Genomic DNA, 25,942 nt, shown 5'->3' with positions numbered 1-25,942 from the left:
TTATTATTTAGCGGACAAATACTGTTGCCTGCTTTGTTGAATACCACTCATATTAGCAACAGCCCATTGTTCAAGGCCTGTAATATGCGGTAAAAGGCTTTCGCCCATAGCCGTTAGTGTGTATTCAACCCTGGGAGGGATTTCCTGGTACATTTTACGGGATACCAATCCATCTTCCTGCAGCTTTTTAAGCGTTACGGTCAACATCTTTTGTGAGATGTCTCCAATCATTTCATGCAATTGGTTAAAACGCATGGTTCCTTTCTCTCCAAGGGTACTGATTACGAGTACCACCCATTTGTCACCAATGCGATCCATCAATGTTCTGACAGGACAAGGGATGGATTTATCAAATTTTTTATAATCTTCTATCATGTCAACAGATTGATTTTTAATATTACTTACCCGGAGGTAATTGGCACACCTGTGAGTGCCTTATTGTTTGATAATCAATTGTTTAATACTTTTGACTTACCAAAGGTAACTAACATACGATTAGTACGTAAAGGTAGTTATACATGGGTATTATTAAAAATTAAATAACTCATCATTATGATTCTTGTAACAGGAGCCACAGGCCATTTCGGAGGAGCAGTTATCGATTTTCTGCTGCAGAAAGTTCCCGCTAACCAGGTTGCGGCATTGGTAAGAGACGAAGCAAAAGCCAGTGGATTAAAAGAAAAAGGCATTAGCATCAGAGTGGGCAACTATCACGATTATCCGTCTTTAGTACCGGCTTTTAAGGGCGTTGATAAGGTGTTACTGGTATCTTCCAGTGATCACAGTGATCGTGCCGGACAGCAGATCAATGTGATCAATGCCGCTAAGGAAGCAGGTGTGAAACATATTATTTATACCAGCGTTGCGACCAATGCCGCCACTACCAGCGTTATTCCCCTGATAGTAGACTCACACATCGCTACCGCCAATTACCTTAAAACATCCGGATTAACATATACTCTTCTAAACAACAATCTGTACGCAGATGTATTGCCTATGTTTCTTGGAGAAAAGGTAGTGGAAACCGGTGTTTTCATTCCGGGTGGAGAGGGCAGGGTACCCTATGCCTCCAGGTTAGACATGGCAGAAGCTGCGGCTAATGTGCTTACCGGAACAGGACACGATAATAAAGAATATACTATTGCGTCCGATATTACTTATTCGTTTGCTGATATTGCGCAATTATTATCTAAACTGGCTGATAAGCAGGTAGCTTATATTGACGCTCCGAAAGATGCGTATACAGACACCTTAACGAAAGCAGGCGTGCCACAGGAGTATATTGGTGTTATGTCTGGTTTTGCAGAGGCGATTAAGAAGAATGAGTTTAATCTGCCAGGCAGCGAATTGGAAAAGTTATTGGGCAGGAAACCGGCTTCATTGGAAAGTTATCTGCAAAAAACTTTTTTTTCCAGGAACTAAAAGGGTATGTTTCAATAACAAAAAAGCTGTCTCAAAAGGAATTTTGAGGCAGCTTTTTTATTGCAGGTTACAAACTTGTAGTGGAGAGTATGCCTGCACTCACTATGCCTTTACTGTCGGCCCGGATAAACACGGTGTAAATTTTTCCTGCTTCCAGCGTGATATTGGAGAGTGCCTGCTGATCAATAGCAACAGGCGCCGCATTTTCGCCGGCGCTGACAATCAATGAAATCGTACCTGCGTTTACGTTAGTGAACGGCGCGCTGTCGTATGCAGCGCCCTGGAGATTGCTACCGCCGGCACTTCCATAAGGGATAGTGGTAAAGAGCGGCGTTTCCGTATCATTTTGTTTTAACCGTACGCTTACGCCGGCTATGCCCTGCGCGAGGTGAACAAAGCGGAGCTTTGCCTTGCCTGCAGCCGGAGCAGAGAGATCGTCGTAGAAAAGGAGCAGGGTATCTTTTCCTGCATTGTACTTAGTGGATGCAGCAAATACAGTATGATAGTATCCGGCAATAGGACCGTTAGGACCGCCGGTGGCAGAATACGTAGCGCTGTTGCCAAACTGCCGGGAGGCTTTATAGGCAGTGCCGCTGCCTTCGGTGAAATTGATCTGTACATTTCCGAAAGTAGTAGACACATAAGAGGATGCTGCGCCGGGAAGCACCGCATCCGTTGTTACTTTTTGTGTAAACGTCCAGAACTGGATGCCGGTAGCAGGGATGCGGGCGTTTACAAAACGGACATTAGCTGAAAGAGGAGGCCGCTCGCCGGCGTTTACATCAAGGTAATCCGTTTTATTGCAGGCGCTGAAAGCCAACAGGGTAAAGCTGCTCAGGAGGAAGAGGGTATTATTTTTCATGATTGCATTTTTTAAGGATTAGAAACGGGCATATAATCTCACAAATGGTTGGATGCCTGCGCTGCCGTTCTGAATACCAACTACTGATGGATTGCGCAATCCAGCTATTGCTTTATCGGAGTAATCGCCCAATACATTGAAGGCATTGTTTACGCCGGCGGTTACCTGTATGGCTTTGCTGATACGGTATCCTACGGAGAAGTCGGTTACCCAGATGGGTTTCAGCTCCTGGAAGTAGTAGTCGGGCCGCGGGAAATTAGCATTGAGTGCAGAAGCGGTAGTAACAGATCCAAAATAAATGGTGCGCGCGAGAAATGTAAAGCGGGGTGTATTCAGTATAGCCTGTAACGTTATTTTCTGTTGCGGGATATTGGTAGTTACCCTCGCTTTTTCTGATTCACTGAAGATGACATATTTATATTGTTCCAGTCCTTTGGGCGTATTTACAGACGTTACCTCATTTTTTACAAAGTTGCCGCCAGCCAGCAGTTGCAGGCTATTCCGGTGCAGCGGTATTTTGTAACTGCCAGTGAATTCAATTCCTTTTGTACGGGTACTGAAAGCGTTGTAGAAAAACTTCGCCTGTGTGGTACCTGTTTGCAGGAGCAATGCTCTTACATCTGCGGGGAGATTGGGATCGGTAGCGGAGAAGTTACCGGTGTTGCCTACCCGGTTTTTTATATCCACAAGATAGGCATCTATACTCAGTTCTACGTTCCGGGCGGGTTGCGAGGTGATACCCGCGGTGTACCCTGTACTTTTTTCCGGTGTAAGGGAAGGGATGCCGAGTGCGCGGGTAGCTGCATTTTTATTGGAGGCAGTTACCTGGTCGATGGCGCGGCCCTGCTGGAAACTGGTAGAGGTTTCGGTATAATAGAACTGCGCGAGGTCGGGTGCGCGGAAGCCGGTATTGGCAGAACCGCGGATGCCGAGCCAGGGCGCAAAGCTATACCGGGTGGCTATTTTGCCGGTGGTAACATTGCCAAAGTCGGAGAAGTTTTCCGCACGTACCGCGGCAGACACCAGCCATTTTTCGGTGACATTGAGTTCCACATCGGCATAGCCGGCCACGATAGCGCGACTGACATTCACTTCATTGGAAGGCCGGAACCCTGCATGGATCTGTGATCCGGGCGAGAGGCCGTTGAGTGCAAGGAGGCCGCCGTCGGCGAGGTAAGGAATCCCGTTCACGGAAGTGTCTACCGAGTAAATGGGACGCAGGTCTGCTTTGCTGTAGGAGGCTTCTTCGCCGGCGATGATCTGGTAGGTTTCGGTACGGTATTGTGCGCCGAATGCTATGTTGAGGCCATGCAATACAGAGGTGAAGTACCGGCTGATATCCAGGCTGGCGGTATTTTGCGAGGCGTTGTATTTACCTGCGTCGAAGGTGGTGGGGCTTTTCAGTCCCAGGCTGGCGTTGAGTGAATTGCTGATCACATTGCCGAAATCATTTTTGCCAAATACATTTGAGATATCGAGGTTCCAATCGCCTGCTTTGGCTTTCAGGCCGATAGCGATGGATTTATCGGTGATGCTGTTATCCATGGCAGGGAGGAAACCATCCGGGTAAAGGCCGGTGTTGTTGCGTTCCGTCCAGCCGGGGAGACGGTATACCGCAGTGAATTGGGAGTTGCGGTGACTGATCCCCCCAAATGCGTACACTTCCGCGTGGTCACTAACGGGAATGGCTGTATTAAAAAACAGGAGTGCATCTTTAGCTTTGTTGGAACCTCCGCCGCGCTGGTCAAAGAAGTGGCGGTCGATGCCACGGCTGGCGAGGATGGCGTCGTCTATTTCTTTGGTGTAGATGTTATCGTATCCGCGGGTATTGGCGCCGCCGCCGTAAATGGGACCGTTGTATAGTCCGGCATCATCGCGGCCGGGTTGGAGGGAAACGGCTTGTGTGGCGAATTCGGCGGTGGCGTTGAGGTAGCCGCCACGGTCGCCTATTTTGAGGCCGTAGTTGATATTGGTGCGGGTACTGGCGCCATCACCGCGGCGGCGGATGCTGCCGGTGGTACTCACGATCACATCGTTGGTTTGTTTTTTCAGTACGATATTGATAACGCCGGCGATGGCATCGGAGCCGTATTGTGCGGCGGCGCCGTCGCGCAGTATTTCAATGCGCTCAATAGCGCCGGCTGGGATGGAGTTAAGGTCGTATCCGGTGGCGCCGTTGCCGAGGCCGCCCCAGTTAACATTGGAGCTTTTATGTCGACGTTTACCATTTACCAGTACCAGCAGCTGATCCACGCCCAGGCCCTTTAATTGTGCAAGGCTGAGGGCCGATCCGGCATCGCCGGCATTGGAGCCGTTTACGGAGTGAAAGGAGGGCGACACATATTGCAGCAACTGTGTGATGCTGGTTTGTGGCGCTGCCTCCTGGAGTGATTTAATATCGATGATATCTACCGGTACCGGCGAATTCAACTTGGTACGGTTGGCGCTGCGGCTGCCTACAATTTGTACTTCGCCCAGCTGGCTGGTGGTATCGGTGAGATGTTTATCCTGTGCTGTAAGTGTTGCTGAGAACAGCAGCAGGGGGGAGATGACCGGCAGTATAATTTTTTTCATGCCCTGGTTGATTTTTATGGTTAATGATGTGATAATTTGAATCGGTCGTCTGTAAGCGCTACCAGGAAGGCTTCGAGGTCTTCCATCTCTTCTTTGCTAAGGTTCAGTGGTTTGCTGAGCGACAAATCCCGGTTGATGCCATCATGTACAATGTTGTTGGGTTCATTGTAATAGGCAATTACTTCTTTCAGTGTTTTGAACATACCGTTATGCATATACGGAGCGGTAACGGCTACATTGCGTAGTCCTGGTACTTTGAAGAAGCCGCGGTGGGAGCTGTCTTTCGTTGCTTCAAAGCGGCCGGCATCTGTAAGGGTAGTTCCGTTATAAAGACCGATATTTTTAAAGCGGTCTGCCGTAAAATCTTCTCCCGAATGACAATTATTGCAATTGGCTTTACCGATAAAAAGCAGGCGACCGCGTATAGCCGAAGGCGTTAGTGCGTTATCGTCACCGGCGATGTACCGGTCGTACGGACTGTTGGCGGTTTCCAGCGTGCGTTCAAAAGCGGCGATGGCCTGCAGCAGGTTTTTGCTGGTAGGCGGACTGTTAAACAGTTGCTGGAAGTAGCGCCGGTAGCTTTCATCGTCGTTCAGGCGTTGTACGGCTTCTTCAATGGGCAGTCCCATTTCATCCGGGTTGATGATAGGTTGCAGGGCCTGGTCTTCCAGGGAAGCGGCGCGCCCGTCCCAGAAGAAGTTGGGGCGGCCGGAGAGATTGGTGATGCCGGGTGTATTTCTTTTGGTAGGTGTATGATGAATACCGTTGCTGAAGGCGAGGGTATCTGCAAATCCAAATTGAGGGATATGGCAGGAAGCACAGCTGATGCTGCGGTCTTTCGACAGCAACGGATCAAAAAATAGTTTTTCTCCAAGTTGGGCTTTGGTAGGCGGATCTGTGATATTAAACCCGGCTACGATAGTAACGGCACATAGCATACCCAGTAAAATGAATATCATTTTTCTCAGCTTCATGGTGGTAAAAGTTATAGATGGCATGAAATGCCCGGCAGCAACATGCAGGTTGCCAAAAAAGTAATTGGTTGATGAATAAAAAAAGGTGTTGCTGTAAGGAGGCTGTAAAAAGAAATGGTTATTGGCATTCCCGGGAGCATGGGCGGGAGTGCCCGTGCTCCCCAGGAATTATATAATGGGGTAGTAAAAACAAGAACGAATTATTTGGCAGCGGCTACCAGTGTTACATCCAGGTCAAAGTCATCATAGATGGCTTTATCGCCGATGCCTTCAAAGAAGCTTTTGGAACCGTATTTAATATTGTATTTGGTACGATCCACTTTAATAGCTGCTTTGGCTGTGAGTTTGCTGCCTGCAACCGTTACAGTTGCGGGGAAGGTAACCGGGTTGGTGATGCCTTTGATGGTTAAGTTACCGGTTACTTCGTAGTTACCGCCGCCTTTGGAAGTGACGCTGGTAGTTACAAAAGTGGCTGCCGGGAATTTTTCCACGGCGAAGAAGTCTTCGCTTTTCAGGTGGCCCAGTAATTTAGCATTGCCACCGGCATCTTTGATATCGGTTACTGCGATGCTGCGGGTATCCAGTGAAAAGCTGCCACCTTTCAGTACATTGCTTTCTACTTCCAGTTTGCCGTCGGCAATATTGATGGTACCCTCGTGTTGTCCGGTTACTTTTTTACCTGTCCAGTTTAACTTGCTTTCTTTAATGTCTACCTGGAAAACAGTTGCTTTCCTGGCGGAAGCAGCTTTGGTTGGTTTTTCTCCTTTGTTGACAGTAGCAGGTGTGGTGAAAGACATCAGGAAGATAGATCCTCCAATAAAGAATAATGATGCTAATCGTTGCATATATGTTGTGTGTTTAAATTTGGTGCAATTTAAGGGTGACGGGCGGATTAGCGTTTACGGGATCCGGAAATTAAATGTTAAAATTACTTTTCAGCGATTAAAGCATCCAGGTCCTGGTTCCATTTGGCCACATAATCCTTGTAATACTGGCCTGTAACCTCTCCGGTATAGCCGGTATGTATTTGTCTTACTTCGCCTTTACGGTCTATTATAATAGTGGTAGGGAAGGCCATCATGCGGTTGAGCGCTGGCAGCTTCTCTGATGCCACTTTCTTATCAGCAATGCCACCAAAAAGAATATCATATTGTATGTTGTATTTTTCTTTCAGTTTACCCAGGGTATATTTTGCATATTCCAGGTCATCTTTCTGTTCAAAGCCGATGGCGATTGCTTCTACGCCGCGGTCTTTGTTTTTATTGTACCACGGTGAGAGGAAGGAAGTCTGATCCGTGCAGTTAGGGCACCAGGTACCGATGATTTCCACGATCACTACTTTACCTTTGTATTTGTCGTCGCTCAGGGAAACGTTGTTACCATTGAGGTCCGGCAGGGTGAAGTCCAGTTTTTTATACCCTTCTTTCAGGAAAGTAAGTTTGTAGGGATCCGGTAATTCGGCGGCAGCATTTTTTTCTCCGTCAAATTTGATGTTATTGTAGATACCCAGGCTGATTTCCCCGGTGAGGGATTTATCATCATTTACTTTTCCTTTGATGTAGATAGGACTGGGGCCGGTGAAGCCGGATAATTCAAATTCATCGCCATGAACAGTGCCTTCCAGCTCGCGGCTGTCGCCCACTACAGACATTACTACGCCGGTGAGTTTATTACCGTTTTGTTTCAGTAACCCGATCCGGTTGGGAGTAGGTTCCTTACTGTAAATTTTCAGGTCCCATTTACCACTGATATCGTAAGTGGGAGCGGCTTCTGTGCCAGGTTCCGCGAAGCGGTAGGTTTGTCCGTGTTCCGCTGTAAAGGGCAGGGCATTGCCGCGGAAGTTGGGTACCAGGCTGCGGTATTCGCCGGTGATCTTACCGTCTGATTCAATTTTGGCGACGAGTGCGGCATCATAGGTGTTCATCTTTATAAATAAAGAGTCGTTGCCAATGCGTTGCACGTGGAAGTCGTCGCGGCGGGAACCGTTGATCAGCGTAAACACTGCGTGTTCGGGGTCTTTTCCTTTCAGCTCAAAGTTAAAAGGGACCTGCGATTCGCTGAGGGTAAACACGCCTCTCCAGATGCCTTGTTTTACGAATGGTTTTTTAGGGGCGGCAAAGGAACTGTTGCCAAATAATCCTGCCACCATCAGGCCGGTTAGAAATAGGTGCTTATGCGTTTTCATGTTTGTATATTATTGGTTGAACAATGCAAGACGTTGCCGGTCCTGGTGGGGCGACGAGGTATGCTACGAAATAAAACTGGTGGTGAAATACTGATGGAGTGGTGGCTTTATCAGTGGTGGTGAAACAAAGATAAAGGGGTCTTTTATTATTTCCAAATAAAAGTCTATAAATTTTGTAGACTAATAGGAAAGGCCCACTGCATCATACTCTTAAGGCATCCGTATCGTTTCTCCTTAAAAAAGAACTAAATTTGCGTTTTAAATAACCTGACTTGAGTAATTCCGTTTTTTTAATAACGCCACCATTTACCCAGCTGAACACGCCGTACCCGGCCACTGCTTATCTGAAAGGATTTCTGAATACCAGGCATATTACTTCCTTCCAGTCCGACCTGGGTATTGAGGTAACGCTCCGTTTGTTTTCAAAACAGGGCCTGGAGCGGTTGTTTGCGCATATTGCTGCGGCCCCGCCGGTGGCGGCTTCGGAGAATATTGCACGGATGCTGGTGTTGCAGGAGGATTACATACAAACCATCGACGCGGTTATTTTATTTTTACAGGGAAAGAATCCCACGCTGGCACATCTTATCTGTAAACGGGATTACCTCCCGGAAGCCTCGAGATTTGCGCAGCTGGACGACCTGAACTGGGCCTTTGGCTCTATGGGCACGCAGGATAAAGCGAAACACCTGGCCACCATGTACCTGGAAGATCTGTCGGATCTGATCATGGAATGTGTGGACCCACATTTTGGTTTCAGCCGCTATGCAGAACGCCTGAGCCGCTCCGCCAACAGCTTTGATGAATTATACGCCGCATTACAGGCGGAATATACTTATATAGATACCATCCTGACCGATCTCCTGGCGCTGCATATGCAACAGGTACAACCAGCTATGGTAGCGATTTCTGTGCCTTTTCCCGGTAACCTGTATGCCGCATTGCGCTGCGGACAATGGATCAAACAACATTATCCGGCTGTAAAAGTAGCGATGGGCGGCGGGTTCCCTAATACCGAGCTGCGCTCGCTGGCGGATGCGCGCGTATTTGAATTCGTGGACTTTATCACGCTCGACGACGGTGAAGCGCCCATAGAAAATTTGCTGTTGTTTCTCGAAGGAAAGAAAACGGCGGAAGAGCTGAAGCGTACTTTCCTGCTCACAGAAGACAAAGTAACTTATGTGAACAGCAAAGCCACGCACGATTACAAACAGGCCCAGCTGGGTACTCCGGACTACAGCAACCTCCTGCTGGACAAATACATTTCCGCTATTGAAGTGGTAAACCCGATGCACAGCCTCTGGAGCGATGGGCGCTGGAATAAGCTCACCATGGCGCATGGCTGCTATTGGGGTAAATGTACCTTCTGTGATATTTCTCTTGATTATATAAAGATATATGAACCCATTACGGCCTCGCTGCTATGCGACCGGATGGAAACCATCATTGCGCAAACCGGGCAAAACGGTTTCCACTTTGTGGATGAAGCCGCGCCACCTGCGCTGATGCGGGCGCTGGCACTGGAAATTATCCGGCGTAAGCTCACTGTTAGCTGGTGGACAAACATCCGTTTTGAAAAGAGCTTTACCCGTGACCTTTGCCTGTTGCTGAAAGCATCGGGTTGTATTGCCGTTTCCGGCGGCCTGGAGGTAGCTTCCGACCGTTTGCTGGGGCTGATCCAGAAAGGTATTACTGTGGCCCAGGTGGCGCGTGTAAACCGGCATTTCACGGAAGCGGGTATTATGGTGCATGCCTACCTGATGTACGGATTCCCTACGCAAACAGCGCAGGAAACCATTGATGCGCTGGAAATGGTGCGGCAGATGTTCCAGGCGGGGATACTGCAATCGGCCTTCTGGCACCAGTTTACCATGACTGCCCACAGCCCGGTGGGACTGGAGCCCGCGAAATTCAGCGTACAAAAAGAAACAGACGAAATCGGCGCCTTTGCCAATAATGATATTATGCATATTGATCCTACGGGTGCGGACCATGAAACTTTCAGCTATGGCCTGAAGAAGTCGCTGCTGAACTTTATGCATGGCGCCTGCCTGGATTACCCGTTGTCTAAATGGTTCGACTTCAAAGTGCCGAAAACCACGGTGCATCCCGATTTCATCACTACCGCGCTGATGGAGGAAGAAGCGGGCACGGTGAAGCCCACGTCGAAAGTAGTGTACCTGGGCAAACAGCCGGCGATGGAAATTATTACCAAGTCAAAGAAGGGGAGTACCTGGGAAATGTCTTCCTTAACTTTCCAGGGCAAAAAAGAGAAAGTAAATATCAGCGTGCAACCTCCCCAGGGAGCATGGCTTACGCAAATGCTGCAACAGCTGGCCGTGGCTAACGCTAAAACATATACGCTGCAGGAAGTGAAAGACAGCTATGAGGCGGCAGGGCTGGATGATTTTGAATTGTTTTGGGACAACAAACCGGTAAACACCCTTCACAAGCTGGGTTTGCTCAAGTTGTAAAAAAGAGGACGGCTGCAGGTGGAAAGCAGTAAAATACATTACCGGGGATTTTCCCGGTATCAGTCATGAACAAAAAGTCAAATATTTGTTTCCACTAAACTGACCTAACATGAGTGATCAAATGTCCCTTGCAGGCTATGGTTGTAACGACCAGGGCTACCTGAATCCTATAACTGAACAGCTGGATTACCGCATGCCCTTTACCGAGGACCAGGCCGTGACCTATGGAATGCCTATTACTGTTGCGGCATATTTTGGTATGCTGAATAACTTCTACAAATTTTTAATTGCTAATCCGGGACTGATTCCTTTATTTCAGGGTTCATACTCCGTGGATTTCAGTAAAGCTTCTCTTTTACGTATTCTCAGCCAGGAAGGTTGCGAATACGTACGTTTTCATTTTGCGATTCCGGAGCCCAACGAAAAACTGAGCCTGGTAGCTGAGGGATTAACTTTCGATAGCAGCCAGGTAGGGTATGCGCAGCTGCTGCAGAAAGTTACAGCCAACGACATGGTGCATGCCGGCGGCGATCCTAAAATAGAGGAGAGAGGTAATGGAACACCGGTTCCGGTTCCTCCATTGAAACATTTATTTGAATTGCTGAAAGGGCATGGATCACCGTTAGCCACGGCAGATCTGGACCTGATATTTAGTTAACCCGAATTAAAACTTTTTGTGCCGATGAACGGTTGGGTGTACGCATATTATGCTTTATTGATAGCCTGTTTTATTATTAGCTTATTTTACCTGGAACACAGGGAAGTAAAGCTGCTGTGCGTATTGCTCGGCGTATCTATTATTACCGAAGTGATAGTAGAATTGATCGGCACAGAAGGTTTAGGTTTTTTTATAGTGTATCATTTTTTTGTGGTGCTGGAATATAGTCTGATTACAATTATTCTCCGATCGGGGATCAGGGATTACCGCTGGCGCTTACTGATGGGTATTTCCATTTTTGTGTTTTGCATGGTATCTCTTTTCTACAGCTTTGTATTGGGCGGGTGGCGTGCCTTTCCGGGTATCAACATCACGATAGAGAGCTTCCTGGTTATTTGCTGGTGCCTTTTATCCTTTTTTTCAATAACCCCGGATAGTGAAGCGTCTATATTCCGGCACCCTGTTTTTTGGTTAACCCTTGCCTTCTTTATTTATTTCGCGGCTTCCGTGAGTGTAAATGCCTTTTATAACCTGTTACTGGAAAACGATACCACCAGGGCCAGGCATTTTTTCGCGGTGTTGAACTCATTATCCAATTACCTGTTGTATATTATGCTGATAAAAGGCGTCGTATGCTTCCGGTCAAACAGGATCTCTTTGTAGCTGTGATTTTTATTTCGTTGCTGGTTACCATCATGGGACTGGTGGTAGTGGCAGCGGTAATAAGTTATAAGAAGAAGCAGGATGCATACTTACATCAGCTTAAGTTAATGAAAGAAGATTACGACAAACAACTAATGTGGTCCCAGATTGAAATGCAGGAAGAAGCCTTTGCCCACCTCGGACAGGAGCTGCATGACGATATCGGCCAATTGCTAAGCAGTACCAAGCTCCTGATCAATGTTACCCAAAGGAGCATGAAGGAAATCCCCGATACCCTGCAAATTGCAGAAGATACCCTGAGTACCGCTATTCAGCATCTGCGGGCGCTTTCCAAGTCGTTCAGCCGCCAGTGGCTGGACCAGTTCAGCCTGATAGAAAACCTGAAGGCGGAGGTAGACAGGATCAATTCCAGCAGGGCCATCACCGTAAAGTTTACCCATGAACTAACGGTGCTGCCATTACAGGCAGAGCCCCAGATCATCCTGTTCCGGATTATCCAGGAAGCCATGCAGAACTGTATAAAACATGCCCGTCCGCAGGTAATTGACATCAGTATCAGAACGGCAAACCAACAGCTGATCCTTATTATCGCAGATGATGGCTCCGGATTTGATAAAGCAGGGATGTCGGCTATTGGTATGGGCATCCGGAATATGCAGCACCGCACCACTTTGCTTGGAGGCGATATCCGCTGGGAGGTAACTACCGCCGGCGGTACCGCAGTATTGATAACATTACCCCTTGAATAATTTTTGTTTATGAAGATCAACATAGGTATTGCAGATGACCACCAGTTGTTCCTGAAGTCGCTTAGTTTACTGGTGAGCGGCTTCGCCGGCTTTCATATTGTGGCGGAAGCCATGAACGGCAGGGAGATGCTGGATAAACTGGCACAACTGCCTGCATTGCCCGACATCCTGTTGCTGGATGTAAATATGCCGGTAATGGATGGCGCCAGGGCCACCGAGGCAGTACTGAAATTATATCCCACGGTAAAAGTAGTAGCGTTGTCGATGAAAGACAATGACGCCACGATCATAGAAATGCTGAAGGCCGGTTGCTGTGCCTATCTCCTGAAAGATATCCATCCCACAGAACTGGAAAAGGCATTAACGGAAATTTATACCACCGGTCAGTATAACAACGATGCCTCCAATGTTAACTACCGCCGGTTGCTGCTGCAGTCAGAACAAAAGCAAACGCTCACAGAGCGGGAACGGGAGTTTCTCCACCTGGCCTGCAGTGATCTTACCTATAAAGCCATTGCCGCTAAAATGAACGTTACTGAAAGAACGGTGGATGGTTACCGCGAAATACTGTTTAATAAATTAAACGTGCAAAGCCGCACGGGTATGGTACTGGAAGCTTTGCGCAGACAACTGGTTACTTTATAGTGCCTGGTTTCCCTATAGTTTTTTTACGGGCCGACGCAAATACGCCAACGGACAGTTGGCTTTCACCGTTTTAACTCCTTCATTTACCGCTTTTCCGGTGGCATTCGCCGGTTTAGCCGCGGTGATCCCCGTGGTTGTTGTATTTTCGACCGTCCGTTTAAACTAAATATGATCAGATGATCAATCAACAACAAGCAGCTGCTCCCGTTCTGGCTGTGAGCCAGCTAAACGTGCAGTATGGGGCTTTCCAGGCCGTAAAGGACGTTTCCTTTGAAGTGCATGCCGGCGAAATTTTTGGCTTGCTGGGACCCAATGGGGCCGGTAAAACCAGTACCCTCAGCGCTATTGAGGGATTGCTGCATCCCGCTTCCGGGAGTATTACGGTGGCGGGTTTCGATATCAGGGAGCAACCATTGCATGCCCGCGCCAATATGGGCGTACAGTTACAGGCTACCAGTTTTCAGCCGGAGCTGACTATCTCCGAAATCATCCGGTTATTTGCCAGCATCTATGGTGTAAACTTAAAGGATGCTGCCGTAAAACAGAAGCTGGCAGAGATCAACCTGGAGGAGGCATCCGGCAAAAAAATATCGCAGCTTTCCGGCGGGCAGCAACAACGGGTATCGCTGGTGATATCCACTATTCATAACCCGCAGCTGGTATTGCTGGATGAACCTACTACCGGGCTGGATCCGCAGTCGCGGCGCCAGTTATGGGAAAGGATGGAGCATTTCCGCAACAACGGTCATGCGGTATTACTCACCACGCATTCGATGGAAGAAGCCGAAGCGGTATGCGACCGTATTGCGATCATTGATCATGGCCGCATTATCGCCATAGATACGCCGGAGGCGCTGATTGCGCAGCACCGGGATGATCCGGCTGTGCTGAGCGTGGTGAGGAAGGGGAAGGTTACTTTGGAAGATGTGTTTATCGGTTTAACCGGAACGGCTGTTCGTTCCTGATCAAATTACTACCAGGATGGAAACAAGTGTACCAAAAAATATGACTGTGATGGCCGCATTGCTGCGGGCCGATTTTACAACGCTGTGGCGCAACCGCCGTTCGTTTGGACTGGTGTTGTTGGTGTCGCTCGTTATTTTAGTGTCGTGGAAAGGATTGGTGGATAAGCTGGGCGGCGTGTTTGTGCTGTCGTCCTGTATTACGATCGGCCTTACCAGTATCGGGTTGATGGGGTATTCAAACAGTATTGCCCGCGACCGCGACAGGGGCGTATTTCAGCGCTTGAGGGTAGGGCCGGTATCTGCATGGACCATTATGATGAGCCGCTTGATTGTGCAGATAGCGATGATCGTACTGATGACGGTCCTTGTGTTTGTGGTGGGTTATTTTGTGGATCATATCTATATTTCGCCGGTAGGTTATATCGCCGGTTTGCTGATGGCGATGCTGGGCGGCTTTGTGTACCTGGGTATGGGGCAGGCCATTGTAGGGCTCATTAAAAATCCGGATACGGTTAATTCTACTACCCGTCTTGTTTACTTTATATTTATTATGATCGGCATGTTTGGCGAGTTTGGGGTGTTGGGAAAGAAGATAGGGTTGCTGGTGATCTGGTCGCCTTACGGCGTGGTAAGAAAGGTACTGGCGGCGAGCCTGGATCCTGCCAGCTGGAACATGGATACCACCTGGGCTTTACTGGCGGCTGCCGGCTATACCATTGTGTTTGTGGTATTGGGCGTGAAGTGGTTTAAGTGGGAAAACAAATAATGAGGCGCCGGGGTTTTCAGTAGCGTTGAAAATCCCGGCGGAGTTTTTATTTTGTTTTGCTTGTTTTTGGGTGGATGAATTCCCATTCGTTGATATGTGCGTTCCGGTGTTCTTTATTTACAATATCGTTGAATACCGGCAGCATGGCGGTGTGTGCAGCGGCCACATCATGTTCTTCTCCTTTATCGGTACTGAGGTCGTATAGTTCCCACGGAGCGGCGGGATTTTTCTTCAGACCGTTTTTAATGGCTTTCCATTTTCCCATGCGGATGGCGATGGCGCCGCCCTTTTCGGGATATTCAAAATAGAGATATTTTCTTTCCGGTTGTTGAGCGTGTTTGCCGGTCATTTCCGGCAGCAGTGATATACCATCGTTCGGTGGGGCGGGGGTGCCTGTAATAGCGGCTAGGGTGGCCATCAGGTCGTATTGAACCGCTGGCAGCTCCGATGATTTTCCTGCCGGGATTTTTCCTGGCCAGCGGGCAATGAAAGGCTCGCGGATACCACCTTCATAGAGGTCCATTTTAAGTCCTCTGAGGCCCCCGGTGCTATTGAAGAAGGCAGCGTCCACACCGCCGTTAAAAGTGGTGCCGTTATCGCTGGAAAACATAATGATGGTGTTGTTGTCCAGCCCGAGGCTGGCTACCAGGTTCATGATAATGCCCACCTGTGAATCCAGGTAAGTGATCATGGCGGCGTAGGCCGACAGCGGGTATTTCTGCGGGCTGTATCCCTGCTGGCCGTAGTAGGGCTTTTCATTGAACTGCCCGATGTATTGCCGGAGCGCGCTGTCGGGTACCTGGAGGGACACATGCGGTATGGTGTAGGGGAGATAGAGAAAGAAGGGCCGTTGTTGATTTTTCCTGATAAACTGTGTGGCTTTTTTCGTCATTTCATCTATCGCATAATCCTTTCCTTTATAATAATCGAAATCGGCATCGGTAGCCGTGGCAGGCGACAGTGGCTGATGTACATTGATGAAGGTATTACGTAGACTGTCGGCTTTGCCGTTTTCCCAGAGATGGGTAGGGTAGAAGCTGTGCGACTGCTTCTGATCGAGGTAACCATAGAAGTAATCGAATCCCTGGCGGTTAGGATCACCGGTGCTGTATTGCATGCCCAGTCCCCATTTGCCGATGGCGCCGGTGGTATACCCTGCTTTTTGAAGCATGGTGCCAATAGTAACGGTACCTTCCGGCAAGGGCATTTGTCCGCCTTCCAGTGAATCGGGGAAGCCGCCCATTTCATAGTTTCCACGGATATACGAATGTCCGCCATGACGGCCGGTGAGCAGCATACAGCGTGCAGGCGCACATACCGGTGTGCTGGTATAAAACTGGTTAAAGTGGATGCCTTCTGCAGAGAGGCGGTCGAGATGAGGCGTTTTTATTTTCTGTTGTCCGTAAGGGCCGGTTTCCGCATATCCCAGGTCATCTGCATAAATAAAAATAATATTTGGTTTTCGTGTTTGTGCAGTGGAAATAAAGCCCTGCAAAACGAATAGTCCAAGCAGGAAGGTTTTTCTTACCATAACCATCAGGTTGTTTGTGTCAAGATAGAAAGGTTATGGTACATAAACTATAGTAAAAGTATTATTGCGCAAGCGTTTGCGTACGGATCACCACTTCATCGATGCGGTGATGATCCATTTTTTTTATTTCGAAGGTTACCTGGTTGAGCATTACTTTTTCGCCCGGCGCAGGGATATGTTTTAGCTTATCGATGAGGAGGCCGGCGATAGTAATGTCTTCTTTTTCGTATTCGCGGAGCCATTCAAAGTTCAGTGTTTCGCGGATATAGCTCAGTCGTGTATAGCCGTAGGTAAGCCAGCTTTTGTCTTCCTGCTGTACGAGGTAACGCTCTGTGGCATTGAATCCCGGCAGGCTGCCACCCAGCAGTCCGGACACAATATCATGATAGGAAATCATTCCTTCGCAGGCGCCGTACTCGTTAATTACCACGCCCATATTGGTATTTTCGCGGCGTAGCTGCTGGAAGATATCATACACCGCCTGGTTTACCGACAGGAAAGAAACGGGGCTGAGGAAGGATTCCAGCGGTTTATCGGGATAAAGCAGGAAGTCTTTTACACCCAGGGCGCCCAGTACTTCCCTTTTGTTGCTGATTACCGGGAAGGTACGGTGTATACTACGTTTAATCGTTTCCGTTATTACTTCCCTGCTCATTTCATTATTTACATAGGTGATCATGCTGGAGGGCGTCATGATGTTTTCGGCTGTGAGGTCGTATGCAGAGAACAGGTTTTTATGCAGGGTGAATTCTCCTTTGTCTATGAGTCCCTGTTTATAAGCTGTGGTGAGCATGCTCCGCAGATCGTTTTCCGTTAACTTCTCTTCACGGATCGTATTTACGGAGAAGAGGCCGAGAATTAATTTGGTGCTTGCCGTAAGCAGTTTGATAAAGGGATAGGTAACTTTTGAAAAGAGGATCATCGAGGGGGTGATGAGGTAAGATACTTTTTGAGGGTTTAGCAGGGCAAGGGTTTTGGGGATCAGTTCACCGATCACGATGGTGAGGTAAGTGATGCCGCCTACGCCTACGATGAGTGCCACGAAGTGTGCCATGCTTTCGTGCAGGCCCCAGGAAACAAATACCGGTTCCAGCCAGGCGGCCATGAGATCGCCGCCGTATAGTCCTTCCAGTATGCCTACCAGCGTGATGCCTACCTGCACGGCGCTGAGGAATTCATCCGGATCTTTGATCAGGTTTAAAACGTTGAGGGCTTTTTTATTGCCGTTGTCTGCCTGCTGCTGGAGGAGGGATTTGTCTACCGAAATTAAACCAATCTCCGCAATGGAGAAGTAAAAGTTGAGCGCAATAAGCACGAGTATGATGATGATGGAAGTCATAGCTATTTTAACAACGCTTGCGGGTTATTTGTTTATCGGGCTGGTTTTCAGGGGAATTGCGGCGGTTGACTGAAAAAATATTTCAGTGAAATTTTGGAAAAATAAAATGGCTGCTTATATTTGCAGCCCTGACACAATATCAGTTGCCCAGATGGCGAAATTGGTAGACGCACTGTGTTCAGGTCGCAGCGCCCGCAAGGGTGTGCTGGTTCGAATCCAGTTCTGGGCACGTAAGAAAGGTCGGATGAAAATCCGACCTTTCCTTTTTTAAGTAACTTCCAGGTCCTTTACCGGTAAGGTGGTACTTCAAAAGACACTTGCAATGACAGACAGCTTAGCAAACATCCTGCAAACACTCCACCTGCACAACGGGAGAAAATCAATTAAACCTTGCGAGCGTTGTGGGTTAGATGTGTTTTTTAATGCATCGTTGAAGGCCGATTCAAATTAGGTTGTATAAAACAAAAGACCGCAACAAGTACACCCAATCCCAAATGAAAGAGAAAATCCGGGCATGAAAGAAGAACGAGCTGGCCTTTGAGGGATTTAGGTATGATGATATTAAACGGTGGAAACTGGGAGTTCAATTATTGAACATGTCTGCTTCAAGGGATTAAGAAACTAACGTGGCTAAAATTATTGTTTGATTCAAATTCAATTCGAAAGTGAAAAAAATAAAAGCCTTATTAATTGGTTTTATATTGTTCGCGCATGCAGCATTTGGACAGGACTTAAAAGACCTCAGACAGGCAAATTCAAAAGTGACAGACATCTGGGTTGTATTTAAAACTCATTTTGATCTTGGATTTACGGATTTGCCGGAAAATGTGTTTAGGCGCTACCGGGAAGAGATGATGGATAATGCGCTGAAAACAATTGAAAGCAGTGAATCATTACCCCAAAAAATGCACTTTGCATGGACGGTTTCGGGATGGCCTTTACAGGCACAGATATTAGGGCCTTTGCAAACACCCGAACGAAAAGCAAGAATTGAAAAGGCCATCAAATCGGGAGCGATAGCCGTACACGGCCTTCCATTTACCGTGCAAACTGAATCTCTGGATGATGAAGACCTGGTGCGGGGATTGAGCTTTTCTTCTGCTGTTGCAAGAAAATATGGACTGCCCTTACCCATTAGTGCGAAAATGACTGATGTACCTGGTCATTCGTGGATCCTGCCCACATTGTTGAAACATGCAGGTATCCAATTTTTACAATTAGGATGTAATCCTGCCAGCCAGTATCCCAGGTTCCCCGAGCTGTTTTGGTGGGAAGGGCCGGATGGTTCGAAAGTTTTATGTAATTACACCACATTGTATGGTTCTGATATTCGGCCTACTCCCAACTGGCCAAGTAAAAATTATCTCGCGATGCAAATGACAGGTGATAATCATGGTCCACCGTCATCTCAGGAGATTCATAAGCTACTGGACTATGCGGAAAAGAAATTGCCGGGTGTGAGAATACATTTCGGGACGCTGGATGATTTTGCCAGGGCGGTATTAGCAGAGAATCCTCCTCTGCCAACTATTAAAGGAGATTGCCCTGATACGTGGATTCACGGGGTGCAGACTAACCCGGAGGAGACAAAGCTTGCAAGAAACATCCGTCCGATGGAATCGGCACTCGATGTGTTGCACACCCAAATGAAAGCATGGGGCTTACCTGTCAGGCCCATCACTGCAATGTTAGCAAAAGCGTACGAACAAAGCCTTTTATATGCTGAACATACCTGGGGAATGAACGCAGAATATGGCCCCCGGTATAGCTACGGAGAGGAGTGGAAAAAGTGGATGGAAGAAGCGGCGGCTGAACCTCTTCCTGAAAACGGCAACTATGCGGTCCTGAAAAACAGTGATGCACACAACACTACCACCGGAAGTAAAAGAAAATGGCTATATTCTTATGATGTCAAACGTCAGTATATCCGCAATACAAACGATATTGTAGCCGGGGAACTGACTAAGGACTTGAACCTCCTGGCAACATCGGTGAACAAGAGTGGAAAACGACTGGTAGTATATAATCCTTTGCCGTGGAAACGATCCGGAATGATCGAAAACCCTTTTCAAAAAGGCAGTTATGTTTATGTGAAGGAGGTGCCTCCATCCGGCTATAAGACTTATACCCCCGATGAACTTAGGAATGGAAACCCCATCAGTGATGAGCATCCTGATTTCAGTACGCCTTATTTTAAAGTTGCTTTTGATTTAACAAAGGGGGGTATTGCATCTTTAATTGAAAAATCTACTGGCAGGGAACTGGTCGATCAATCCTCAAAATATGTTTTAGGGCAGTTTGTTCACGAGCGTTTTAGTGCTAATGAAATCAATCAATGGTTTAATGCATATAGCCGCGTAAAGGATGGATGGGGATTGAATGATTTTGGAAAGCCAGGAATGCCCGGCGCAGATAAGATTCCTTATCTGTCATTTACACCAAAGAACTGGAAAATGGCTATTATTCATTCCGATGCTGCAGATATGGCAACATTAACTACTGACTCAACAGAAGGTTATGCAAAGCACTATACGCTGACTTTCACCTTTCCCCGCAATGAGGCTTATGTTGATATTGAATGGACTGTAAATGCCAAAACCGCAGATAAACAACCCGAGGGAGGATGGCTTTGCTTTCCGTTTGGTGTAAAACAACCCACCTTTACTGTTGGTCGTTTAGGGGGCGCTATAGATCCGGAAAAGGATATTATTACAGGCGCCAATAGGTGTCTTATGGCGGTAAACACAGGTGTCGTTGTTGTACAGCCGGATCAATCAGGTATGGCGCTATCGCCTATAGATGCGCCTTTGATTAGTCTGGGTGAGTTGGGATTGTGGAAGTATTCCCTGGATTATGTACCTACTGTTCCGTCTGTATTTGTTAACCTTTACAATAATATGTGGAATACGAATTATGCTTTGTGGCAGGATGGTTCATGGAGCGAAAGGGTTCGGGTATGGTCGTTGAGCAAAAACTCAAATGCTATTCATAACCTGGCACAAAATGCATGGGAGGCCCGTCTTCCTTTATTAACAGCAATTGCGGACGGTGAAGCGGGAAAAATGCCTGCTAGTAAAAGCGGGGTATCCATATCAGGAAAAGGTTTGCTGGTTACCGCATATGGTGATAATCCCGATGGTGAAGGAACGATTTTACGTTTGTGGGAACAAGCTGGCATAGAGGGCGGGCGCATAGTAAACCTGGGTAAAGAAAGTAACGTAAAGGCTGTAGTGCCGATAGATCTGCGCGGAACCCCTCTTGGAGAAAGTATAAAGGTCAACAAGGGAGCCTTTTCCTTTAAATTAAATAAATACGCTCCGGCTTCGTTTTTGCTTGTGTATTAGGTCATAAGGGTCAAAATTGTAATAGCAAGATTACCCAACCGGGATTTCCATGAGAATCTCTCTTTTGTGCCAGACGTTTTAACACGCTCGAAAAGTTTAGCTAAGCAATATATTCGGTATTTTTAGGTATTGTGCAACCTATTGAAATAACTTGTTGCGTTGCGACGAACTTAACGCGATTCACAATTGTAAAGACTTATCTCTATGCTGAATCAGTTTATTAAAGCACTGCCTGTACTATTTCTGACAGCAGCTTCGGTTGATACTTCTGCTCAGGACAACGACTTTGAGCAACTTTCAAAAATCGCTAAAGACACAGGTATTAATTTCCCTTTGAATTATAAAATTTCAAGACCACGACTTGAATATCCTCATTGGGATAACGACTTTGACATTTACTATAATTTTCTTACGCCCACATTAAGAAAGACCCAGGCTGCACTGAGCTTTACTCAAAATGGCGTAGTTACTTCTGTAACAGCTAATTCAATCATTCCACACGCACAGCTGGACACAACAACGATCGTTGATGACCCAAAGAAATTTATCGGGACATGGCGAATGATGAATGTTCGTTCAATACGATATAATGACTCCGTATACCTTCCGACGAAGACATATTACAGGCTTCCGGACGTTCTTTTGGCTGATCAAAGTAAGGATGAAGCTTTTGCGGTTATTTCGGACAATCATTTCAAGCTTTATGTTAAAGAAACAGGAAAGTCTGCTTTCAAAAAAATGATATCGGCTAAGTATAGCATTGAAAACAGGAGATTTATGATGATGTATAAGTTAGCCAAAGCAAGTGCAGGGGTTTCACAAATCGGAATTGACGAAAAAGGATACCTGGTTCTGAATTCCCCGAGAGTAGTAGAGGAGGTGAAAAAAGGAGTATATTTTTCTTATTATACCGTCATTGAACAATACATTTTTGAGAAAATAAAGTGATAATAACGGTTGCTGCAAAACAGGTTGGGCCCGGTAAGACACCGAAAACCGGGAAGTTCTGTCGTGAACACCTCACGACCCGCGCAAAATTTTCTCCATCTTCCGCCCCTTCGCCAGCTCATCCACCAGCTTATCCAAATACCTGACCTGCTGCGTCAGAGGATCTTCTATATCCTCCACGCGGTACCCACAGATTACTCCTGTTATGAGGTGCACATTGGGGTTTAACGATGCCCGCTGAAAGAAGGCGTCAAAAGTTACCTTTTCTTCTATCAGCTCCTGCAGCTTCTTTTTATCGAAGCCTGTCAGCCATTCTAAGATCTGGTGCAATTCTTCTTTTGTTCTGCCTTTCCTCTCCACTTTTGCAACATACAATGGATAGACCGAGGCAAATGTCATTTTTGCGATACGATTATGTGTGTTGGAATTGTCCATGCCTCATATTTTAGTGTCGGTATTCATAATTATGTTCAAAAAGATGACAGATTTCCAAAATATTCCTGTTAGTTGTTCGTCTACTAATTTACATGTTTTATTTATATGGCTAAAAGACTTTCCCTGATATTATTGCTTTTCCTGGTGGGCGATATCTATTTCTACCAGGCTGTTATTACACTTACTCAAAATCCGGTGCTCCATCAGGGCTATTGGGTTGTTGATATTTTATTGATTGGAGGGATAATATCCACACTGTTCATGCTTAGAGCGGGTAAGCAGGTACGGCATCTTCTTTCCCTGCTGATGACGACCATGCTATTGATTTTCATTCCAAAATTATTTTCTTCGCCGGTTTTGTTGACTGAAGATATCCTTCGTTTGTTCCAGGGCTTTCCACCACGGAGCGTGTATATAAGTGAGGCAGCGCTTGTACTGGCAGGGCTGATCTTTCTTGTCATCATTTTTGGCGTAACACGGGGCCGGCATTTTTACAGGATAAGAAAGGAAACGCTCTATTTCCCGGATCTCCCTGAGGCATTTGACGGTTTTACGATCACACAGATATCGGACGTACATTCCGGAAGCTTCAGTGACGCTAAAGGCGTACAAAAAGGACTGGATCTCGTAAATTCCCAAAACAGCGATCTGCTGCTATTTACGGGAGATCTGGTCAACAATTTAGCTTCAGAAATGGATCAATGGATTCCCATGTTTACAAACCTGAAAGCACCTTATGGAAAGTATTCTGTTTTGGGCAACCACGACTATGGCGATTATATCAAATGGGAAAGTAACGCGGCCAAAGAAGCCAATCTGACACGTTTAAAGGAGATTCATGCAGAAACAGGCTTTAAATTACTGCTTAATGAAGCGGTAGAAATAAACAAACAGGGCGAACGCGTTGCCCTCATTGGTGTAGAGAACTGGGGTAAAGGCGGTTTTCATAAATATGGCGATTTGAAGAAAGCAACAGCCAGGGTACCTGATCACTCTTTTAAAATACTGATGTCGCATGACCCGTCGCACTGGGATGAAGTAACTGTAGATCATGAACAACATGTACATCTTACTTTAGCCGGGCATACGCACGGTATGCAGTTTGGTATTGAACTGTTTGGTTTCAAATGGAGCCCGATAAAATATTTCTACAAGCAATGGGCCGGTCTTTACAAGCAGGGGGGCAAATACCTGTACGTGAACAGGGGCTTTGGTTTCCACGGATTAAAGGGCAGAATTGGCATATGGCCTGAAATAACAGTGTTGACCCTGAAACGGGCCGGTGCAGCTTTAACGCGGTAGTTTTTTTGTGGAGAAAGTTCAAAGAATAATTTTGTATATTAGGAAGAAGTATCACATTTTTCCGCGTTAATAGTTAATCCACTTCCTCCATGAAAAAAAATGCTATCTATTTGTTTGCCTGTTTATGTCTTGCACTTTGTTATGCCTGTAAAAAAGTTAGCCCCGGTAAGCTGGTTGCCGACAACGCCAAGACGGCGAATCTGGCTAACGAAGTGAATGAGGCGAACTTTACCCTTGAAAACACGTTCACGAATCCGTTGATGCCACGGGGAGCTGATCCCTGGGTTACGCAGAAGAACGGAATGTATTATTTCATGTATACACAGGGAAGTAAACTGGTGCTTTACAAAACAAGCGCCATGACTGAACTGGCATTGGCGCCGCCATATGATGCCTGGATTCCTCCACAGGGAATGCCGTACTCAAAAAATATCTGGGCGCCGGAACTTCATGAAATCGACAATAAATGGTACATCTATTTTGCTGCCGATAACGGCACCAATGCCAATCACCGGATGTATGTGGTAGAAAATAATTCCGCCGACCCCACACAGGGAACATGGACATTGAAAGGAAAAGTTGCCGATTCTACGGATCAATGGGCAATAGACGGAACCGTTTTTAAGTATAACGGGCAAATGTACATGTTATGGTCCGGCGGTAATGCAGGCGCTGCACCACAGCGTATTTACATCGCCCCCATGAGTAATCCCTGGACAATTGCGGGCGCGAAAGTAGCCATCTCCAGCCCCACATACTCCTGGGAAATGAATGGTAACGCCATTAACGAAGGTCCGCAGGCAATCATCAACCCCAACGGACGCCTGTTTATTGTGTATTCGGGCAGCGGCTATTGGGTGGATACCTACTGCCTGGGATTGTTAAGTCTTAACCTGAACGGGGATCCTATGAATCCTGCAGATTGGGTGAAGACAGCAAATCCTGTTTTCTCGATGAACGCAGATAGTGGCGCCTTTGGTCCCGGTCATAATGGGTTTTTCAAATCACCGGACGGTACGGAAGACTGGATCATCTACCACGCACGCAGTGCGGCTGGCGGCGGTGGCCGGAATGCGCGCATACAGAAATTTACATGGAATGCAGATGGCACGCCAAATTTCGGTGTACCGGTTAAAATCGGTTCGTTTGTGCCGAAGCCTTCCGGTGAACCGGTAAGGAAGATGTATACCAAAGAGAATTGGTCGATCGCCGGATTCAGCTCTGAAGAACTTAACAACAGCAGGCTGGCGATACGGTTAATAGACGACAGCGCTTCCACGCCCTGGATAGCGCGCTATTCCGCCCCTGCTACCAACTATCCTGACCATTGGATCACGGTAGACATGGGAGATACGCTTTCCGTAGATGGTTTTGTTTTCATCCAGAAAGATGGCGACCGGAAAATAAAGGAGTTGCAGATACTGGTGGGCAATGATAACCAGACCTGGGAAGATCTTGGTACTACCGTGCTGCTTAATCTCTATCCAAATAAACAGTATTTCAACCTTCCTGTAAGAAAGCAATTCAGATATTTTAAACTGGTACCAATATCGGGGCTCGACAGTCAGCCGCAACCCGGCCTGGCGGAAGCCGGCACCTTTATACTGGATAATTAAGTTTTGTTTTACAGCCCGCTGTTAATGGCGGGCTGTATTGTGTGTTTCTTTAAATGATACTGTCGTTTTTTTACAAACAGGCAACAACGGCCATTTTATATCTTTGTAAAAAGCATATGATCTATGGCAGACACGCATTCTAAAGGCAAATTAAAACATGAGCAGGTACAGTATATCGAATTCCTGTCAAAAGACATCAGCCGCGCCAAAGAATTTTACACCAGGAGTTTTGGCTGGAAGTTTACCGATTACGGACCGGACTATACTGCATTTGAAGGTGATTATGTAGATGGTGGATTCACCACGGGAAAACCGGTAAAAGGGAGTGTTTTAATCATTCTCTATTCAAACAATATTGAAGCTACCCAACAAAAGATTGTAGCAGCAGGAGGTAAGATCGTAAAGGATATCTTTAGCTTTCCCGGTGGGAGGCGTTTCCACTTCACAGATCCCGACGGCTACGAGCTGGCAGTTTGGTCGCTGTAACAGG

At 47.0% G+C, this 25,942-nt stretch carries 23 protein-coding genes and 1 tRNA gene; 15 read left to right on the top strand and 9 right to left on the bottom strand.

What is annotated here, in order from left to right; all coding sequences use genetic code 11:
- Positions 1–3 precede the first annotated feature (3 nt).
- Complete coding sequence (locus B5Z18_RS00910; RefSeq protein WP_079467534.1) at positions 4–375, bottom strand: winged helix-turn-helix transcriptional regulator; 372 nt, start codon at positions 373–375, stop codon at positions 4–6.
- A gap of 177 nt (positions 376–552) precedes the next feature.
- Here B5Z18_RS00910 and B5Z18_RS00905 point away from each other — a divergent pair, with 177 nt between their 5' ends.
- A complete protein-coding gene (locus B5Z18_RS00905) occupies positions 553–1,422 on the top strand; it encodes an SDR family oxidoreductase (protein WP_079467533.1) in 870 nt (289 codons plus the stop codon).
- A gap of 67 nt (positions 1,423–1,489) precedes the next feature.
- Here the strand turns inward: B5Z18_RS00905 and B5Z18_RS00900 are convergent, their stop codons facing one another.
- The 5 genes from B5Z18_RS00900 to B5Z18_RS00880 all read right to left on the bottom strand — a co-directional run bounded on the left by B5Z18_RS00900 (position 1,490) and on the right by B5Z18_RS00880 (position 8,017).
- On the bottom strand, positions 1,490–2,284 hold the full coding sequence (locus B5Z18_RS00900; protein WP_079467532.1) for a DUF4397 domain-containing protein: 795 nt from the start codon (positions 2,282–2,284) through the stop codon (positions 1,490–1,492).
- A gap of 18 nt (positions 2,285–2,302) precedes the next feature.
- The gene (locus B5Z18_RS00895; RefSeq protein ID WP_079467531.1) at positions 2,303–4,858 is read right to left on the bottom strand and encodes a TonB-dependent receptor plug domain-containing protein; all 2,556 of its coding nucleotides are present in this window, start codon (positions 4,856–4,858) and stop codon (positions 2,303–2,305) included.
- A gap of 20 nt (positions 4,859–4,878) precedes the next feature.
- A complete protein-coding gene (locus tag B5Z18_RS00890) occupies positions 4,879–5,832 on the bottom strand; it encodes a cytochrome-c peroxidase (protein ID WP_235015857.1) in 954 nt (317 codons plus the stop codon).
- 200 nt (positions 5,833–6,032) lie between these two features.
- The gene (locus B5Z18_RS00885; protein ID WP_079467530.1) at positions 6,033–6,677 is read right to left on the bottom strand and encodes a YceI family protein; all 645 of its coding nucleotides are present in this window, start codon (positions 6,675–6,677) and stop codon (positions 6,033–6,035) included.
- Between the two features lie 83 nt (positions 6,678–6,760).
- Positions 6,761–8,017, bottom strand: coding sequence for a peroxiredoxin family protein (locus B5Z18_RS00880; RefSeq protein ID WP_079467529.1), 1,257 nt, complete (start codon positions 8,015–8,017; stop codon positions 6,761–6,763).
- A 272-nt stretch (positions 8,018–8,289) separates the two neighbouring features.
- On the opposite strand from B5Z18_RS00880, the gene B5Z18_RS00875 reads away from it, so the two are divergent.
- From B5Z18_RS00875 to B5Z18_RS00845, 7 genes are all read left to right on the top strand, one after another.
- Entirely contained in the window at positions 8,290–10,491 is a 2,202-nt protein-coding gene (locus B5Z18_RS00875; protein WP_079467528.1) for a B12-binding domain-containing radical SAM protein, read from the top strand.
- A 109-nt stretch (positions 10,492–10,600) separates the two neighbouring features.
- Positions 10,601–11,149, top strand: coding sequence for a hypothetical protein (locus B5Z18_RS00870; protein ID WP_079467527.1), 549 nt, complete (start codon positions 10,601–10,603; stop codon positions 11,147–11,149).
- Between the two features lie 24 nt (positions 11,150–11,173).
- Positions 11,174–11,812 (top strand): hypothetical protein, encoded by a 639-nt coding sequence (locus B5Z18_RS00865; RefSeq protein WP_079467526.1) that lies wholly within the window; start codon positions 11,174–11,176, stop codon positions 11,810–11,812.
- A complete protein-coding gene (locus B5Z18_RS00860) occupies positions 11,782–12,561 on the top strand; it encodes a sensor histidine kinase (protein ID WP_079467525.1) in 780 nt (259 codons plus the stop codon). The genes B5Z18_RS00865 and B5Z18_RS00860 overlap by 31 nt, the downstream gene beginning before the upstream one ends.
- A 9-nt stretch (positions 12,562–12,570) precedes the next feature.
- Positions 12,571–13,206 (top strand): response regulator transcription factor, encoded by a 636-nt coding sequence (locus B5Z18_RS00855; RefSeq protein WP_079467524.1) that lies wholly within the window; start codon positions 12,571–12,573, stop codon positions 13,204–13,206.
- A 176-nt stretch (positions 13,207–13,382) separates the two neighbouring features.
- A complete protein-coding gene (locus B5Z18_RS00850) occupies positions 13,383–14,171 on the top strand; it encodes an ABC transporter ATP-binding protein (RefSeq protein WP_079467523.1) in 789 nt (262 codons plus the stop codon).
- Positions 14,172–14,187: 16 nt separating this feature from the next.
- Complete coding sequence (locus B5Z18_RS00845) at positions 14,188–14,937, top strand: ABC transporter permease (RefSeq protein ID WP_079467522.1); 750 nt, start codon at positions 14,188–14,190, stop codon at positions 14,935–14,937.
- 46 nt (positions 14,938–14,983) lie between these two features.
- Here B5Z18_RS00845 and B5Z18_RS00840 read toward each other — a convergent pair whose 3' ends face one another.
- Positions 14,984–16,468, bottom strand: a complete 1,485-nt coding sequence (locus B5Z18_RS00840; protein ID WP_200817182.1) for an arylsulfatase — start codon at positions 16,466–16,468, stop codon at positions 14,984–14,986.
- Positions 16,469–16,529: 61 nt separating this feature from the next.
- Positions 16,530–17,807 (bottom strand): hemolysin family protein, encoded by a 1,278-nt coding sequence (locus B5Z18_RS00835; protein ID WP_079467520.1) that lies wholly within the window; start codon positions 17,805–17,807, stop codon positions 16,530–16,532.
- 145 nt (positions 17,808–17,952) lie between these two features.
- Between B5Z18_RS00835 and B5Z18_RS00830 the strand changes: the two genes are divergently transcribed.
- The 4 genes from B5Z18_RS00830 (at position 17,953) to B5Z18_RS00820 (ending at position 22,099) form a co-directional block, all read left to right on the top strand.
- Positions 17,953–18,036, top strand: a tRNA-Leu gene (locus B5Z18_RS00830).
- 301 nt (positions 18,037–18,337) lie between these two features.
- Complete coding sequence (locus tag B5Z18_RS33010) at positions 18,338–18,424, top strand: RagB/SusD family nutrient uptake outer membrane protein (RefSeq protein ID WP_143313572.1); 87 nt, start codon at positions 18,338–18,340, stop codon at positions 18,422–18,424.
- A 48-nt stretch (positions 18,425–18,472) separates the two neighbouring features.
- Positions 18,473–21,151 carry a DUF5054 domain-containing protein gene (locus B5Z18_RS00825; protein WP_079467519.1) on the top strand — a complete coding sequence of 893 codons (2,679 nt, stop codon included), beginning with the start codon at positions 18,473–18,475 and terminating at the stop codon, positions 21,149–21,151.
- Between the two features lie 204 nt (positions 21,152–21,355).
- A complete protein-coding gene (locus tag B5Z18_RS00820) occupies positions 21,356–22,099 on the top strand; it encodes a hypothetical protein (RefSeq protein WP_079467518.1) in 744 nt (247 codons plus the stop codon).
- A gap of 72 nt (positions 22,100–22,171) precedes the next feature.
- Here B5Z18_RS00820 and B5Z18_RS00815 read toward each other — a convergent pair whose 3' ends face one another.
- A complete protein-coding gene (locus tag B5Z18_RS00815; RefSeq protein WP_079467517.1) occupies positions 22,172–22,534 on the bottom strand; it encodes a DUF2200 domain-containing protein in 363 nt (120 codons plus the stop codon).
- A 105-nt stretch (positions 22,535–22,639) separates the two neighbouring features.
- Between B5Z18_RS00815 and B5Z18_RS00810 the strand changes: the two genes are divergently transcribed.
- The 3 genes from B5Z18_RS00810 to B5Z18_RS00800 all read left to right on the top strand — a co-directional run bounded on the left by B5Z18_RS00810 (position 22,640) and on the right by B5Z18_RS00800 (position 25,938).
- Positions 22,640–23,836 carry a metallophosphoesterase gene (locus tag B5Z18_RS00810; RefSeq protein WP_079467516.1) on the top strand — a complete coding sequence of 399 codons (1,197 nt, stop codon included), beginning with the start codon at positions 22,640–22,642 and terminating at the stop codon, positions 23,834–23,836.
- 89 nt (positions 23,837–23,925) lie between these two features.
- Positions 23,926–25,452 carry a family 43 glycosylhydrolase gene (locus B5Z18_RS00805; RefSeq protein WP_079467515.1) on the top strand — a complete coding sequence of 509 codons (1,527 nt, stop codon included), beginning with the start codon at positions 23,926–23,928 and terminating at the stop codon, positions 25,450–25,452.
- 123 nt (positions 25,453–25,575) lie between these two features.
- Positions 25,576–25,938: a VOC family protein gene (locus tag B5Z18_RS00800; protein ID WP_079467514.1), complete on the top strand. Its 363-nt coding sequence runs from the start codon at positions 25,576–25,578 to the stop codon at positions 25,936–25,938.
- Positions 25,939–25,942: the final 4 nt, after the last annotated feature.

Source organism: Chitinophaga ginsengisegetis, assembly GCF_900168065.1.
Classification (GTDB): domain Bacteria; phylum Bacteroidota; class Bacteroidia; order Chitinophagales; family Chitinophagaceae; genus Chitinophaga; species Chitinophaga ginsengisegetis.
Note: the sequence above shows the minus strand (reverse complement) of the source record. Positions and strands in the feature narration are given on the sequence as shown.